Below are 15,596 nucleotides of genomic sequence, written 5' to 3'. Positions count from 1 at the left end.
GGAGAATTTTATATGGCTGGTGGTGCTGGAGGGAGTCCTCCCATTCGCAGACCAGATTCTGCATCTCCGATACCGGAGCCTTCCAGGGAAAATTCTAATCCTCCCGCAGGCTTTGGACGTCGTACTGTTTCAACCACTGAGGTGACTCCTCGTATTCCTCCGGGAAACACTTCTGAATCATCAGAGTCAGAGTCTGACTCTGATTCCTCTATGGGTACGCCTGTAAGAGAGCGAAATGTTCAGCCTCATAACTCAGGTCGTCCTTTAAATAACGGAAACCCTGCTAATTCTCCATTGCCAGTACTCCCCCCTAATGGAGTAATTCCGTTAGAGGGAGGAAAAATTATTTTTGAAGGCCCTAATGATGGTAAAGGGCCTATGTCACTGGAAGATGCCCAGAAAAAAGTGCTTGAGTGGGAGAAGAACGGAACGTTAGATCCTAAAACCAGTAAAACCAAGAAATTCCTGCAGGGGCTTAAATTCCTGATGAATAACCGGGAGCTTCAGGTGGCAGTGGGGCTGGTCGGTATTGGTGTCTGTATTGGCGTAGGGTGCGTTTTCCCGGTAGCTCTTATAGGTGCCGGGCCATTTATGATTATTTTTGCCAACGGGTTTATTGATAACCCCATGCTGACAGAAGCTCCTGAGAAGAAAACACCTGCGCCTGAGAAAAAGCCTGAGCTTCCAAAAAATGAAGATAATGATAAGCCTCCCCCTGGGGGAGGCAAACCACCTGAGGGAGGTGGCAAGGACGGCCCTCCGGGTAATGGAGGGACTAAGCCTTCTGATGAGAAAGAAAGGCAACGCCTGCATGAGCAGCAGATGGCGCAAAAACAGGCCGATGAGCTGAATCGGAGACTGCGTGAAAATCAGATACCGGGAGAAGTGAGGCCTCTGCCCCGTACACCGGCTTTAGCGGATTCTACAGTTAAAGATGCCCGCAGCCGAACAGACTTAATAAAGTTTGATGAAGATCGCCATATTCGTGATTTGCAGTTGAGTCATCAAGACAGCAAAACGCCAGAGGATACAAAACTGGGGTTGCGAACGCGTTTATCAGCCATGAAGTTTGCTTATATCCATGATAACGACAAATTTGCGCAGGCTGATAGAACGCACTGTTTGCATCCGGAAGATATTGCTGTTGTCAGGAACGCGATAACCAGGGCGGCGATTGATGAACTGGCGGATATCATCAACCGTGATGGCAGATTAGCGACTTCACAGCAAGGTATTGAGAACCAGGGAACATCTGCAGCGCAATTGTTCCAGAGAGCTGCTGAGAGAGTTGGCCTTCCCGTTACTGATGCAGACGGTTTGATGGCACAGGTTATGGCTAAGGAAACCCATGGGGTCCTGGAACGCTGGTATGAATCGCATCATCTTCCACCTGCCAGAACGCAGGTAGGCAGCAGAAATGGGGGTGACTAGGTATGGGGACTGTTCAAGGTTCAAATTCAGTCCAGCCAATGCCGCAGGACGACATCAGAAAAGGGGCTGGCGAGCCAATGACTGGCGAGCAAATGATGCAGAAAACGGTCAAGCTGATTAATTCAGCGGCCGGGGCTCCCATTAACCAGAGCTTTATTGATAAGGCCAATCTGGATTCACTGATGCTGGCCATTATGAGTGAACGTGCCGAGCTGCTGGAAGAAACTTTGCGAGAGCAGGTCCAGGAGGTTCGCGGTAAAAACGAGAAGCTCAAGGAAGCCAACGGCATTATGGCGAAAGCAAGGGCGGCGAAGAAAGGCTCCAAGGAAGAAGAGAAAACCACAATGCCCCAGGAAGTGAAAGACTTTTTCGCGAAGAACAGTATTCCCTGGGGAGAAGGGGGCAAACAGATCAATCCTGAAGAGAAGTATGAGCTGAATGCCGGGGAATGGGATCTGGCCATAGAAAATATGAAAGGTTGGACAGAAAGCTTAACCAGCTCATCCCAGCTGGATATGACCAAACTTCAGTCCACTTCAGGAAAGTTCAACCAAACGTTCGAAATGATGTCGCAGTTTATATCCAAGTACTACAGAAGCGGCGACAACATTATCAAAAATATCTGACGCTGGAATAGCAAAGGAGGGCAGCCAGTGGATACGAATGATATAGATTGGTCCCAGGACAAAGTGGATGGTCTTCTGGCGGATTATTTCAGCCGGGGCGGGACGTTTAAAGAGCTGAAAAACCTCAGTGATGAGTCAATGGAAGCTATTTACAGCGTGGCTTTCAATCTCTACGAGGGAGGCCGTTACGACGAAGCTAAGAAAGTTTTCCAGTTCCTCTGTTTTTATGATCATTACAACAAGAAATATTTTCTTGGTCTGGGTGCCTGCCAGATGATGCAGCAGGACTTTGAAACAGCCATTGAACTGTTCAGTTTTGCCAGCGCCCTGGATACCGATGACCCACGGGCCATGCTGTATATAGGTGACTGTCACATGGCTATGGGCAAAGCCAGCGCGGCCAAGGTTGCCTATGAAACCGCTTCAGAGTGGGCAGGGAGTCAGGAAGAGTTTTCCGACGAAAAAATTCGGGCCACCAATATGGCCGAGAGCGCCCGCATGGTTATGGAAGAGGATGACTAAAGCTTATGAGTGGTAGCGGTGGCATCAGGACTGACCAGGGAGCGACTCCCCAGAGCTGGCCAGTGTCCAGCCAGGGAAAGGCCGGTCAGCAAAAAGCCAGTCGGGCAGAGTCTGCACATCAGGTAGGCAGAGGTTTTTCCGGTAAGAACTCTGTTTCCCACAAAGATGCCGGACGCGCGCCGCTGGCAGGGGGAAGGGAGCGAAACATTCGTTTGCCCAAGCCAAGTGTCGATTATGGTCAGGCTGTCACTCCGGCCATGCAGGCCCAGGTCGGTCAGGCTATGAATTCCACGGAAATGATGTCCACTTTCGATGAACTTATGAGTCAGCTGTCAGCAGAAGAAGATGGTGGTCTTGATACCGAGGGGCAGGAGAGCGGCAGCTCAACAGTTTATGGCGCTGGCAGAAAGAAAAGAGCCGGAGGTCAGAGCCGGCAGGGTGGCGATGGCATGGGTCGTAATCCTGAAGGTACACAGCAAACGGCTGATTGGGCTGAAGGGGTAAACAGCCTGGTACAGAATGCAGATGCCAAGACCCTCGCTTCCATGCAGGACCAGACTCTGGAAATTTTCGGCAAAATTGAAGCAATAAAAGATGCGCCTCCAGAAGTTATGGCGGAATTAAAAGGCGCTACCGATAAACTCGCCAAAGCCATGCTCAGTGGCAATGTTGAAGATATGGCCCGTATGCTGATGGAAGTGCAGACCAAACTTCAGGATACCCGCATTAAATTTGATGAACAGGCCATTCGTACAGGTCGGTTGAAGCGTTCACAGCTTCATGAAACCCGTATCGGGAAGCTGAAAGAAGCCATGGAAAAAATGCGGGAAGCCAAGACATCGGGAATTATTGGAAAAGTTTTTGGGGCAATTGCAACGGCTCTTGCGGTTGTGGTTGCCGCAGTCACTATTGCCACAGGCGTCGGTGCCAAAGCCGGTGTGATGTTGATTATGGCCTGTGTTGTCATGGTGGCCCTTACGGTTTCCCAGCATACGGGAAACTGGATGACAAACCTGGGCGGGTTGATCAAAGACGATAAAGTAGAACTGGTGCTTGGCCTGGCCTGGGCGATTCTTGCAGCTGCCCTTTCCCTGGGCGGTGGATTGGCCGGGGGAGCCAGTAAGGCCTCTACGGATGCAGTAACCACGACTGTTCAGCAAACCGCTAACGTTTCCGGTCAGGTTGCCCAGCAGACGGCTAATACCGCTAGTCAGGCTGTTCAGCAGGGAGCCACTGCCGCCGCCCAGACTGCCCAGCAGGCGGCCAATCAGACTGCGAATGTTGCACAGGAAACCGCCAAAGCCACAGCGAAAGTCGCGACTGACGCAGCGGATGACGCTGCAGTTCAGGCCACAAAAGTTGCAGTAAAAAGTGCCAAAGAGGCTGCAAAAGAAGCTGCTAAATCCACAGCGGATGTTGCCAAGGATACCGCCAAGGAAACCACCAAACAGATGACGGAAATTTCCAAGAAAACCATGTATTTCCGTCGCGCCAGGCATATCGCCAACTTTATGCAGGGGGCTTCCATGGCTACGGATGGTGCGGCAACAACCAGCGCTGCTGTTCAGCGGTATGAGGGTGAGATGTATCAGGCCTCTGCAACGGATGACCTGGCGGAAATGACCAAGATGCAGCTGCAGATGGAAGACTGGATGGAAGCTATCCAACGCGTTATTCAGGAAATCGGTGAAGGGCAGCAGGTAGCATCAGATATGCTGTCACAGGCGCTGACCAATAAATTTACGATTGCCAGAAATATCTGACATCATCGGAAGTTGATGGGTATCAGGGAGTAGAAATCATGAGCATGGAAATTTCAAAAGGGCAGGGGGCCATTCCTCCTGAGCGTCCTCGGCTGGGGGATGTTGCTCCTCAGTCCAAGGTAGAATCTCCAAAGGCTGGTCATCTGGCGGGAGATAACCTCCAGGTTGGTCAGCACCAGGGGCGACAGTCAGCCATGGAAGGAGTTACCCAGGGTATCCCTAAACCCGTATTGAATGCTCCTGCATCGGACCCAACGGTTGTCAGTTATCAGGCTGCTATGGGAAGTCTGGATCAGCTGGTTGCCCAGTCACCAAAAGGTTCTTTACAGAGTCAGCTGCAAAATGCAGGAAAGCCTGTGCACTCCAAGCCTGCGGGAGCGGATGTTAACAACATCAGTTTTTCCCAAGATAAAACCGGCTTTTCCGGCCAAGTTGATGGCAAGAGTTTTCATGCAGACTTTGAGAAAGGCAACATGATATTTAATGTCGGGGAAGACAACCTTGAGTTGGCCTTCAATAAGGATGGTGGTGTAGAAGCATCAGTTAACGGCCTGCCTTTTGAAGTGGGGCAGGATGAGGTCGGCACCATGAATCATTTTTTCATGCTTATGGCTCTGTTCCATGAAATGGGCGTGGATCAGAGAAAAATGTCCCGACAGGGCCGAAACATGGCGAATCAGGGCGTGGTGGAAAAAATCAAGGCCCAGGCTCAGGAGCAGCGCAGCGCAGCTACGGCGAAACTTGTGGCTGGTTGTGTCAGTGGCGCGGTAAAAATTGCTTCTGCTTCATTGTCGATGGCTGGTTCCATGAAAGGTCTGAAGGCAGACCAGGCGGCTGCTCAGGCCGGTTCAACGGCACACCCCGGTGAGATGATTGCCCAGCAGTGGAGTGCAATGGGCCGTATGGTTGAGGGTCTGGGGGAAGCTGGTGCTTCCACGCTGCACTATAAAGCTGGTCTGCACGAAGCTCAGTCAACGGAGTTAAGGGCTCAGGAAGAACAGGCTCGCTTTATTAAGCAGACTGAGCAGGATCAGATGCAGATGGCCCAGGAGCTGAGTTCCAAGGCCAGGGATACCTTTTCTCAAACATGGAATCAGTATCTGCAAACCCAGCAGAATATTACCCGCAATATCTGATTAAGGTTTTTAACCCAGGAAAGAGTCATGGATGCTGGTGGTGTAAGAGGGCCGGTGAGTGCTGGAGCGGTCCAGCATCAGGGCTCGGGCGAAAGTGCTGCCAAAACAGCTCAGGGCTCCCATAACCAGTTTGGCTCTGTTTCTGTTCAACAGTCCGCGCAATCCTTTTTGGAAGAATCATCTATGGTGATGTCTTCCAAGCTCAAGTTTGAAAATAAAGACGACAAGAAAGATAAAAAACTTCAGGAAGAGCTGCAGAAAAAACAGCAGACGGTGCCTGACCTTCCCGGTGCAGAAAAAGCTGAGAAGTTTCTGGAACAGTTGCAGAATGCCAAGCGAAACGGTCAGCTTACCGAACAGCAGATCAGAGAGTTCTCTCAGGAATATTCAGGGGATGTTTCCCATCAGCACCTTCTTCTAGAACTTGCCATGGAGATGATTGATGATGAAGAGCTTGTCAATCAGCTCAACGAATATGCTTCAGGGTTTTATGATGCAAATAAACGGGATATTCAGCTTGGCTTAAATGTTTCTGCCAGTGCTGAGAACTTCGCCAAAGAGGATGACTATGGTTCTGTTGGGGATTTAAGGGATTTATCGAGGGTTGCATTTAGTGACCTGTCTGCGGAATCTCCGGAGGTTCCTGAGCTGGAAAGCCCGTTTCACGCATTTAACTATGCCCGCGATAAATTTGGTTACGAGAATATTGATAAAGCGACATCATGGCTGATGGAGACCTTGTCGATTGAGATGTCTGCCCTTACGCCATCGGTTGATTCTGCCCACCTTCTACATGTCAGAAACCAACTGGAAATTGTTTTTGGAACCCGCACCTTTATTGAGTTGGCCAAACAGAATGAGGCCTCGACAAGAAAGCTGGTAGCCGAAGATGAATGATTACGGCATTAAGGACGGTGTGTTGATAGAAGAAGTTTTGCGACTTCTGAATCAACGCTGGATATCCGCTGGTGACATCGACGCTATTCCGGGAAAGATGGGGGTGCCTGATGACAGGCTGGGGGTGAAAATCTTTGTGGTAAACCAGATTCTGGAAACCTACAGAAAGTTTCCGGAACAGTATTTTAAAGAAGCCGATCATCGGGAAAATATTCTGGAAGCTGCTCAGGAAGCCCTTGATGACCTGATTGAGCAGGAGGAAGAGGAAGAAGCGCAGGATGATGACGATGATGGCTTTGATATGGATTTCGATATCTGAGGCGGTGGCATGAGAGAGTTGCTGGAATCGGCTGTTAAAGACTTTAACCGGACTCTGGGGATCGACAATATGCCCTTTCCGGAGAGTGGAGCCATGCAGTTCTCCTTTGAACAGGGTGGGGATTTTTTTATAGATCCTGATGAGAGTGGCGTGCTTTTTTATCTGATGCGGGAAGTTCCGGACTTCGCTCTCGATACAATACCGGGAAAAGCGCTGGAATTATGTCACTGGCACCAGAGTCGTAAATACGACACTCAGTGTACTTTAAAGGATGTGAATCAATTGATATTCCTTGTTCATCTGTCAGTTGAAGAACTAAATGCCCCCAAAATCGAAGATGTTCTCCAGCATTTGATGAAAATGCATGACACTCTGTCCCCTTCATAACCAATACGAACTGAGTTATCAGTTTTCATTTCGTAATGTTCCATTCCTTTACTTCTCTTCTAAGCAAACCCGTTGACTAGACTTTTTGGTAAGCACACTAAGCTGCAGTTGCAGTGCCAGGAGAGGCAGTTATGCCAGGTCCAGGAATCAACAACATCGGTTCTGTTACAGAAAAAGCGTTAACGAAACAGGATCAGAAGCAGTTTGAGAAGCTCGCGGAGAAACCCGACGAGAAGGATGCCCAGGCGTTTAACTCCCAGCTTGAAGATGGCTTCAAGAATGAAAGCCAGACCAACATTCAGGGCAACCCGGTAGAACTGAAAGACGCTCCGGATAATCTGGGTGACAAAATCCTGAATGCCTTTCAGGGTATGAAAGAAAACATAGACAACCGCAGTCAAAAGATAGACACCATGCTGGACTCCGATGAAATTATGTCGATGAAAGAAATGTTCAGTACACAAAAAGCCATGACCAATCTGATGATGACCCAGGACCTGATTGGTAAGGTGGTTGGTAAGGCGACCCAGACCGTAGAAACCATGATGAAGCAGCAGTAATCGCAGCAATACAGAAGGTAGTCGTTTCCTATCACGGTTTTTCTTATGCCATCGGGGATGGCCTGTTTACGCAAAGGAATGCGTTGTGCAGAGAATCAGAATTATTGCCCTTAGTCTGTGCCTGCTACTGCTGGCAGGTTGTAAGGTTCAGCTTTATACCGGCCTGACAGAGAGGGAAGGCAATGATATGCTGGCCATCCTTCTGGATAATAATATTCCCGCAGATAAAGCCATTGATAAGGACGGTATTGTTACCCTCACCATCGGTTCTGATGATGTTTCCCGTGCTATTCGTTTGCTGCGCAGTCATGGGCTGCCCAAAGACCGCTTTTCCTCGGTCAGTGATATTTTCCCCAAAGACAGCCTGATTTCCTCTCCTGTTGAGGAAAAGGCCCGTTATACCTATTCAATGTCCCAGGAGCTGTCCGCGACCCTCTCCATGATTGACGGTGTCCTTACCTCCAGGGTTCATGTGGTGCTGCCCCAGGAGCAGGGTACGGGCAGTGAAGACAGTTTCCCTTCCTCGGCTTCCGTCTTTATCAAGTACACGCCGGAGCTGGAACTGGCCGGATTTGTGCCCAAGGTGAAAACCCTGGTAGCCAACAGTATTGAAGGCCTGTCCCTGGATAAGATAACTGTCTCTCTGTTCCCCTCGGCTCAGGTGGCCACTGAGCGTGGTGGATTACTGCCCCAGGAGCTGGAAACTGTGATGTCTATTGATGTGACACCAGAATCTTCATCACGTCTGGTTTTGCTGTTTACTACCCTTCTGGTGCTTTTCCTCCTTTCGCTGGCGGGTGCTGGTGTGCTGTTCTGGCTCTGGTGGACAGCCCGTAAGAAATTGCGGGAGCCCGCTGAGGATTTTGATGACGAAGTTGAGGCTGATTCCGTCGAGGTGGATAGTGTTGAGGCCTGATGATGGATACCAATCAGCTTATCCCTGTTCTTGAGTTTAATTTTTCACCGGCCGGGTATATTGATAATACCTGGCTGGACAGTCTTCCCCACCACAGTGTTATTCAGTTCCTGCAGGAGAATGAAAAGTCTTCCAGCTGGGCATCAAAGCATATTCTGAAAAGCTACGATCTGCGGGATAAAATAGATATGGACTTTTCCCGTGGAGAAAAGCAGCTGGCTCTGGCCAGCAGGCGTTTTTTAACCCCCATTGTTTTCCATGCCGGTTTAGCCTTGAACGGTCCGCTTTTAAAAGCAGTGGTCAAGCGTCAGGAGCGTCTGGCTGTTGAAGCGTGTATTGGCAAGAACAGCTATCACTATGCCATTAAAAAAGGCCCATTTATCGCGGGTAATTTGCCTGAGAGCTTCAATGCCGGTTTTACTATTGACTGGAATAATCCGGATGAATTGAAGAAACATATTTTTCGCACGGGTGTCAGGTTGCTGGGAGCTGTCTTTGGGCAGGAAACCGATGCCTTCCAGAAGCGTCTGTTATTTAAATTTCCCATGGCCAGTAAGGATTATTTCTATGCTGGCAGTGCTGCAGGTTATTCACCGGATGTCGTGAGACTGGGGGGAATTATGCTGAAAAAACTAATGAAAGAGTTTATCCAATGAGCCTGAATATTTTTACTATTCAAAAACAGGATTTCAGTCTGATTCCGGGCCAAAAAGTGATTCGTGCGGCCGATTATGGTGTTGTGGAAAAGTCCACCCATCTTATTGATAAGGCTCGGGAGCAGGCTGCGGAGATAGTCGAGCAGGCACAGCAGGCTTATCAGGAAGAGAAAGAGCGGGGCTATCAGGATGGGCTGATGCAAAGCCGGATGGAGCAATCTGAACAGATGATGAAAATGGTTGATCAGTCCATCAGCTATCTAGCGGATGTTGAAGCGTCCCTGGCAGATATTCTTATGACGGCCGTCAGTAAAATTATTGATGGTTTTGATGACCGTGCCCTTACTGTGGGGCTGATCAAAAGCGGATTGCAGCATGTTCGTAATGAGCGGCAGGTTTCAGTCAGGGTTCCTCCTGCCCATTTCAGCTATGTAAAAGAGCAGATTGCGGAGATTCTGTCCGGTTACAAAGGTGTTGGTATTTTAAATCCGGTTTCAGATCCGCGGTTAAAATCCGGCAGCTGCATTATCGAGAGCAAAATTGGTGTTGTTGACGCAAGTATTGATATTCAACTTCAGGCTTTAAGAAACAGCTTTGGCCAGCTGTCTGCCCAGACCATGGATGCGGTGAAAGAGAGTGATAAACCGTGGGCAGAGGGGCACCATACAGAAGAAAGCGATTCCACAGGGGAATCGCTTTCTGAGACTGAGAATAAAAAACAGGAAGATGATACAACCTGGTTTACATAAGGTTGACGATTCTCGGTGTTATCAGGAACAACCTGACATTTTTCTTCTTATCCGCGGTTTTATTCCTAAAGGCATGGCCAATAAAAGGCATATCTCCAAGCAGGGGGATTTTGCTGTTTTTCTTGGTATCTGATTCGTAGTAGTAACCGCCAACCAGCAGACTTTCATTCTCATCTATCACCGCCTGTGTACTAATCGAGCTGTTTTTCACCACTGGAATATTATCAACCTGGGTTGTGTTCTCTGTGGCCTGCCCGCCATCTTGAATATTGACGCTTAAGTGCAATTTACGGCCGGTTACTTCATTTACGATTCTAGGGGTGACTTTCAACACTGAACCGTAAGTAACTGGGAACAGCTCTGCGGCATCTTTTCCGGCGACTTTTACATAGAAGGTCTGACTGTTATCAAGAACAGCTTCCATATTATCCAGGGTTAGTACGGAAGGCCGGGCCAGTACCTTGGCGTCATCACTCTCTGACAGCAGGTTGATTGTGGCGAGCAGCTTGCCAGACGCAATATTAATAATGGTACTGAAAGTGTTGCTGGGAACGCTGTTGTCATCGGTCTTAAAGGGATTAAAGCGAACAAAATCTTTGGATTCTTTACCAAGTCGCCAGTTAACACCCAGCTGGTCAAGGTTCTTGGTATTGATATCAATGATGGAAACATTAATCTCCACCTGGGCCAGGGGCTTGTCGAGAGTATTGATAAGGCTCTCGTACATGGTCATCTTGGATTCAAGATCGCGGATAATCACTGCGTTCAGGCGGCGATCAGCATTGATAAACACACTCTCTGGTGGAGCTTGTGCAGCCGTTCCAGCCTGGGCAGGTGTTGCCCCTGCTGGCGTGGCTCCGGGAAGGCCAGGCACTGAGCGAGACGTCGGTGAAGCCGGGGCGCCGGGAGTTATTCCAAGCCCACCACCCTGAACAATCTGACGCAATATAGTGGCTACACCGGGAATGACCACTTCCTGACTACGGAAATTGAAGTTCCGATCGTCAGCCCAGGCATAACGCAGGGGGAAGACTTTTACTGTTTGTCGGCTTCTTTGCCGGGCTCCGGCTTTAGAATCCAGCAGACTAGCGGTTTCAGTGACCAGTTCCATATACCGGGGAGGCCCAGAGAGATAGATAATTCCCTCTTCCGGTCTGGCCCGCCAGTAGAAACGGTTATCCCAGATACCGATTTCTATCAGGGTATTTTTGAACTCTTCAGAACCCATATATTGCAGGTTAAGGATCTGCTTCTCTATCTCATTACTGTTATATACATAGAGCGTGTTGCCATCGAAATACCAGATCAGGCCATTAAGCTGGGCTACCTTATTCAGGAAATCAACGGGAGAGAGGGGGCCGATACGGCCGTTTACAACGCCACTTACAGCGTTACTGATAATCACAGGAATACTGTAATTGGCGGCAAAGTTACGAAGTACGTCCGCTGCCGGCTCGCTATTGCCGTAATAGGCGTAGGGGCGGGTATCAAAACCTCCCTGGGCGCTGTTTTCAGCGGATTTGTTTTCCGGCTCCGGTGCTGCTGCTATCTCTTCGCCGGCTGCAGGCGCTTCTTCCGGCAGTAACAGCTCTTCAGGGTATTCATCCCCTGGAAGATAAATAACCTGACCCACCAGAATATCTTCTGGATCTGGAATACCGTTGTGATGGGCCAGCAAAGCAGTCGGAATGCCATACATTTCCGCAATACGGGAGAGACTTTCGCCGGGCTGAACAATATGTTTCTGACGCTGGTCTTCCTGGATAAAGCCGGAATCCTGCGAAGATTCATCCCCCCAGGGACTGAAAGGAACAGTTTGCTCATTGCCTATAGAAAGTGGCGCGATGCCCAGAATGGCCAGAAACAGGAGGGGAAGAATCCTTGTCTTCCTCCCACAGGCCCCGGTAATAAGCTGTTTATTGAGTATTAACAAGAAGCGTGCGTCCATGCCTGCATCCGGGCGGGAATTGCCCTTTATGAAAAATTGCTGTCAATACAGCAAGTCTATACAACCATCTGGAATTCTGCATGGAAGTGATTTTCAAGCTTCAATAAAGAAAAGAATCTTTATCAGGAAGGGAAGTATGGCTGGGGCTATCGGAGATATCAGTAGCGGACTGGTGGGTGTCAGTCATACTACGGGCACTGAGTATGCGGCCATGCCGTCCAAATCAGCTATCAAGCCGGCGGGCAGTACTATTGTTGCCCATACGGAAAAGGCCCTGGCGGCCAATGACTCCACTGATCAGCTGATGAAGTTTGTTCGTGGAGATCGTCTTCACTCTTACACCCCCCAAGACAACAGAGAGATACGCAGTTCTTTAAGCGATCTGGTTAGCAGCAGGCTTGCTGATGGTGCAGATGGTCTGAGTGATGGTGACAAAGCTCTTCTGAATGAGATGAAGAACCTGCTTACTCAGGATGCTGACCTTGATGCTATGGCCACCATGGCCCGTAATATCCTGATTCCCGCCTGAGCCATGACAGAATCCACTCCTGAAACCCCGGAAGATGATAACAACCTGTCCCAGACTCAAAAGGATTGGGTTCTGACCCAGGCTTATACCCGTCTGCAGCAGCGCCAGTTTGGCGATGCTCTCAAGCTGCTTCATGGGCTGCGAATTCTGGCCCCTGAAGACGCTGAAGTTTACCGTATGCTCAGTTACGCTCTTTTAGTGGCTGACCAGCCTGAAGAGTGTATTTCCATGGCCGATAAATACATGCAATGTGTACCGCCGGATGCTGATACCAGGGAGATATCCTGGATTCAGGGGCGGGCCAGGGTGCGCCTGGATAAGGCGCAAGAGCAACCCGGAGATACGGCCGAAGAGTAAAGGGTCAGTTCTCCCCATCGGGCTCCAAAACGGATTCTATGAGCACCCTCAGTATCAAGAACATTCTGATCGGCATAGGTAAGCGTAATGACCTGATGCTCGCCCTCCTGCTGGTGGCGATTATTGTTCTGATCATCATGCCCATGCCTACGGTACTGGTGGATGTACTGATCGCCCTGAATATGGGGTTGTCCACCATCCTGCTGATGACGGCCATCTATTTAAAGGGGCCGTTGGAGTTTTCCACCTTTCCGTCTGTTCTGCTGATTACAACCCTGTTCCGGCTGGCTCTCTCGATAACCACCACCCGATTGATTCTGCTGCAGGGGGATGCCGGACAGATTGTTTATACCTTCGGAAACTTTGTGGTTGGCGGTAACCTGACGGTTGGTATCGTAATCTTCCTTATCATCACGATTGTGCAGTTCCTGGTAATAACCAAGGGTTCTGAACGGGTAGCGGAAGTGTCAGCACGTTTCTCCCTGGATGGTATGCCCGGTAAACAGATGAGTATCGACGCGGATATGCGTGGCGGTGCCATTGATATGGAAGAGGCCCAGAAGCGTCGCGGGCTGGTTGAGAAAGAATCCCAGCTTTATGGTTCCATGGACGGCGCCATGAAGTTCGTAAAAGGGGATGCCATTGCCGGCCTGATAATTATTTTTGTAAATATCGCTGCGGGCGTAAGTATTGGTGTATTTAATAAAGGCCTTCCTGCTGGTGAAGCCCTGCAGCTTTATTCGATTCTGACTGTTGGTGACGGGTTGATTTCACAGATTCCGGCACTGCTGATCTCCATCACCGCCGGTATTATTGTAACCCGGGTATCCAACGAGGAGGCCTCAGACCTGGGTAGTGAAATCGGCGGTCAGCTGATGGATAAACCCAAGGCGCTGATGGTGGGTGGAGGCTTGCTGCTTGGGTTTGGCCTGGTTCCCGGATTTCCTACATTAACGTTCCTGTTCCTTGCCGCGATTATTGGTGGTGGCGGGTTTCTGAAATTAAGAAAACTGGCTAAAGGAGAAGCAGAAGCAGATTCCGCTGGTGGCATTCCAGCCATGCAGGCCGCGGCTTCCGGTAAGCCGGACAAGAACCAGCGACTGGATCAGCAGGAAGAATTTACCCAGACACTGCCGTTGATTATTGATGTGCCCACATCCCTTCAGCAGAGGCTGGATACCACCGAGCTGAATAATGAACTGCTGAAAGTCAGAAAGGCGCTCTATATGGATTTGGGGGTGCCTTTCCCTGGTATTCATCTGCGCTTTAACGATTCCCTGGAAGATGATCATTACAGCGTTATGCTCAACGAAGTGCCTGTGGCCCATGGTCATTTTCGGGAAGGTTATGTCTTTGCCAGGGAGCAGTCCGAGCATCTGGATATGTTGAAGATTCCCTATGAGGGCGGTGATCAGTTTATTCCCAATCTGGATACCCTCTGGGTTAAGGAAAAGAACAAAGATGCGTTAGAAAAGGCCGGTGTGAGTTATATGAGTGATTCACAGGTGCTGACCAATCACCTGGCCTTTGTGCTGAAAAAATACGCGGAAGACTTTATCGGTATCCAGGAAACCCGCTTCCTGCTGGAAAAAATGGAAGACACTTTTGGTGAGTTGATTAAAGAGGTCCAGCGTCTGATACCGGTTAATAAGATCGCTGAAATTTTCCAAAGATTGGTCTCAGAAGATATTTCTATAAGAAACCTCAGAACTATTTTGCAATCCCTGGTGATCTGGGGCCATAAAGAGAAAGAAGTGGTGCAGTTAACGGAATATGTGCGCGGTAGCCTTAAGCGTTATATCAGTTACAAGTACAGTAATGGCCAGAATATTCTGCCGGTGTACCTGCTGGATCAGGATATTGAAGACACTATCCGCAGTGGTATTCGGCAAACGTCCGCAGGTGCCTATCTTGCCCTTGACCCGACAGTGACCGCTAAATTTGTGGATAAGGTAAAAACAACGGTGGGTAAAATCGGTCACCTTGACCACAAACCGGTGATGATTACCTCTATGGATATTCGCCGGTATGTCCGTAAACTGCTGGAGGCGGAAGTCTATGAACTGGCGGTTCTCTCCCACCAGGAGCTGACAGAGGAAATTACTGTACAGCCCCTTGGTCGTATAACCCTGAATTAACCCTATTTAAGCTTTGTTTCGGTTGGCTGCGATATATGGCGTTGCTGATACAGCCTAATTTTGTGGCGGGTTACTTTCGTTCAGGCGGGCATAAACAAACTGATCATAGAAATTATCATTCTTGAAGATGTTCTTACGGAATACGCCTTCCAGTTCAAAGCCACATTTTTGAAGAACCTTTTGTGAGGGAATATTGTATTCCATCACATCAGCAAATATCCGCTTAAGAGCCAGCTCTTCAAAGCAGTGCCCAATCATCCAGGTCACGGCTTTGGTCATCAGGCCCTGTCCCCAGTAAGTTTCCCCTATCCAAAAGCCGATCTCAGCGCTGTAACGGTGTACATCCGGCTGAATCACTATGCCTATTTCACCAATGGCTTCTTTATCGGTGGCTATCACAAAGCGGGTATCCGCCTCGTTGTCCCGAACGTACTGAATCCAGTTTCGGGCCATCTCGATGGTGTAGGGGCTGGGAAAACATTCACGCTGGTTTATGGCGATGTTTGGGTTATCACCATTGCGGGACAGCCCCGAAGCATCGCCATAAAGGAAGTTTCTGATGATAAATCCATCGCCGAGAGGCTGTTCCATAGCCTTTGAATCCTGCAGTTTTCACAGGGTATATATCGGCGCTTTTTGGTGTGTAGTTAGGCTGATTGCAG

18 protein-coding genes are annotated in these 15,596 nt (G+C 49.4%); 15 read left to right on the top strand and 3 right to left on the bottom strand.

What is annotated here, in order from left to right:
* The first annotated feature begins 12 nt into the window (after positions 1-12).
* The 5 genes from ACY2RQ_RS05325 (at position 13) to sctB (ending at position 5,478) form a co-directional block, all read left to right on the top strand.
* On the top strand, positions 13-1,431 hold the full coding sequence (locus ACY2RQ_RS05325) for a hypothetical protein (protein ID WP_490111921.1): 1,419 nt from the start codon (positions 13-15) through the stop codon (positions 1,429-1,431).
* Positions 1,432-1,508: 77 nt separating this feature from the next.
* Positions 1,509-2,057 (top strand): hypothetical protein, encoded by a 549-nt coding sequence (locus tag ACY2RQ_RS05320; protein ID WP_490111920.1) that lies wholly within the window; start codon positions 1,509-1,511, stop codon positions 2,055-2,057.
* A gap of 27 nt (positions 2,058-2,084) precedes the next feature.
* Positions 2,085-2,579, top strand: a complete 495-nt coding sequence (locus tag ACY2RQ_RS05315; RefSeq protein ID WP_490111919.1) for a SycD/LcrH family type III secretion system chaperone — start codon at positions 2,085-2,087, stop codon at positions 2,577-2,579.
* Positions 2,580-2,584: 5 nt separating this feature from the next.
* On the top strand, positions 2,585-4,342 hold the full coding sequence (gene sctE, locus ACY2RQ_RS05310; protein ID WP_490111918.1) for a type III secretion system translocon subunit SseC family protein: 1,758 nt from the start codon (positions 2,585-2,587) through the stop codon (positions 4,340-4,342).
* Positions 4,343-4,380: 38 nt separating this feature from the next.
* Positions 4,381-5,478, top strand: a complete 1,098-nt coding sequence (sctB, locus tag ACY2RQ_RS05305; protein WP_490111917.1) for a type III secretion system translocon subunit SctB — start codon at positions 4,381-4,383, stop codon at positions 5,476-5,478.
* 9 nt (positions 5,479-5,487) lie between these two features.
* Here sctB and ACY2RQ_RS05300 read toward each other — a convergent pair whose 3' ends face one another.
* On the bottom strand, positions 5,488-5,628 hold the full coding sequence (locus ACY2RQ_RS05300; RefSeq protein WP_490111916.1) for a hypothetical protein: 141 nt from the start codon (positions 5,626-5,628) through the stop codon (positions 5,488-5,490).
* An 18-nt stretch (positions 5,629-5,646) separates the two neighbouring features.
* Here ACY2RQ_RS05300 and ACY2RQ_RS05295 point away from each other — a divergent pair, with 18 nt between their 5' ends.
* The 7 genes from ACY2RQ_RS05295 (at position 5,647) to ACY2RQ_RS05265 (ending at position 9,962) form a co-directional block, all read left to right on the top strand.
* A complete protein-coding gene (locus ACY2RQ_RS05295) occupies positions 5,647-6,375 on the top strand; it encodes an HrpJ domain-containing protein (RefSeq protein WP_490111915.1) in 729 nt (242 codons plus the stop codon).
* Positions 6,368-6,694 carry a TyeA family type III secretion system gatekeeper subunit gene (locus tag ACY2RQ_RS05290; RefSeq protein ID WP_490111914.1) on the top strand — a complete coding sequence of 109 codons (327 nt, stop codon included), beginning with the start codon at positions 6,368-6,370 and terminating at the stop codon, positions 6,692-6,694. Before ACY2RQ_RS05295 ends, ACY2RQ_RS05290 begins: the two co-directional genes overlap by 8 nt.
* Before the next feature lie 9 nt (positions 6,695-6,703).
* Positions 6,704-7,081, top strand: a complete 378-nt coding sequence (locus ACY2RQ_RS05285) for a hypothetical protein (RefSeq protein ID WP_490111913.1) — start codon at positions 6,704-6,706, stop codon at positions 7,079-7,081.
* Positions 7,082-7,212: 131 nt separating this feature from the next.
* The gene (locus ACY2RQ_RS05280; protein ID WP_490111912.1) at positions 7,213-7,641 is read left to right on the top strand and encodes an EscF/YscF/HrpA family type III secretion system needle major subunit; all 429 of its coding nucleotides are present in this window, start codon (positions 7,213-7,215) and stop codon (positions 7,639-7,641) included.
* A gap of 85 nt (positions 7,642-7,726) precedes the next feature.
* Positions 7,727-8,557 (top strand): type III secretion system inner membrane ring lipoprotein SctJ, encoded by an 831-nt coding sequence (gene sctJ, locus ACY2RQ_RS05275; protein WP_490111911.1) that lies wholly within the window; start codon positions 7,727-7,729, stop codon positions 8,555-8,557.
* On the top strand, positions 8,557-9,213 hold the full coding sequence (locus ACY2RQ_RS05270; protein ID WP_490111910.1) for a SctK family type III secretion system sorting platform protein: 657 nt from the start codon (positions 8,557-8,559) through the stop codon (positions 9,211-9,213). The genes sctJ and ACY2RQ_RS05270 overlap by 1 nt, the downstream gene beginning before the upstream one ends.
* A complete protein-coding gene (locus ACY2RQ_RS05265) occupies positions 9,210-9,962 on the top strand; it encodes an HrpE/YscL family type III secretion apparatus protein (protein WP_490111909.1) in 753 nt (250 codons plus the stop codon). The genes ACY2RQ_RS05270 and ACY2RQ_RS05265 overlap by 4 nt, the downstream gene beginning before the upstream one ends.
* On the opposite strand, the gene sctC is transcribed toward ACY2RQ_RS05265, so the two are convergent.
* Positions 9,955-11,910: a type III secretion system outer membrane ring subunit SctC gene (gene sctC / locus ACY2RQ_RS05260; protein WP_490111908.1), complete on the bottom strand. Its 1,956-nt coding sequence runs from the start codon at positions 11,908-11,910 to the stop codon at positions 9,955-9,957. The two genes, ACY2RQ_RS05265 and sctC, sit on opposite strands and share 8 nt — an antisense overlap.
* 136 nt (positions 11,911-12,046) lie before the next feature.
* Between sctC and sctX the strand changes: the two genes are divergently transcribed.
* Genes sctX through sctV form a run of 3 tightly spaced genes read left to right on the top strand, consistent with a single transcriptional unit; the run spans position 12,047 to position 14,934 of the window.
* Entirely contained in the window at positions 12,047-12,439 is a 393-nt protein-coding gene (sctX, locus tag ACY2RQ_RS05255; protein ID WP_490111907.1) for a type III secretion apparatus assembly protein SctX, read from the top strand.
* 3 nt (positions 12,440-12,442) lie between these two features.
* Positions 12,443-12,796 (top strand): tetratricopeptide repeat protein, encoded by a 354-nt coding sequence (locus ACY2RQ_RS05250; protein WP_490111906.1) that lies wholly within the window; start codon positions 12,443-12,445, stop codon positions 12,794-12,796.
* 38 nt (positions 12,797-12,834) lie between these two features.
* A complete protein-coding gene (gene sctV / locus ACY2RQ_RS05245; RefSeq protein ID WP_490111905.1) occupies positions 12,835-14,934 on the top strand; it encodes a type III secretion system export apparatus subunit SctV in 2,100 nt (699 codons plus the stop codon).
* A gap of 54 nt (positions 14,935-14,988) precedes the next feature.
* Here the strand turns inward: sctV and ACY2RQ_RS05240 are convergent, their stop codons facing one another.
* Complete coding sequence (locus ACY2RQ_RS05240; protein WP_490111904.1) at positions 14,989-15,525, bottom strand: GNAT family N-acetyltransferase; 537 nt, start codon at positions 15,523-15,525, stop codon at positions 14,989-14,991.
* Between the last annotated feature and the right edge of the window lie 71 nt (positions 15,526-15,596).

The organism is Parendozoicomonas sp. 209JJ7-1, from assembly GCF_058147085.1.
Note: the sequence above shows the minus strand (reverse complement) of the source record. Positions and strands in the feature narration are given on the sequence as shown.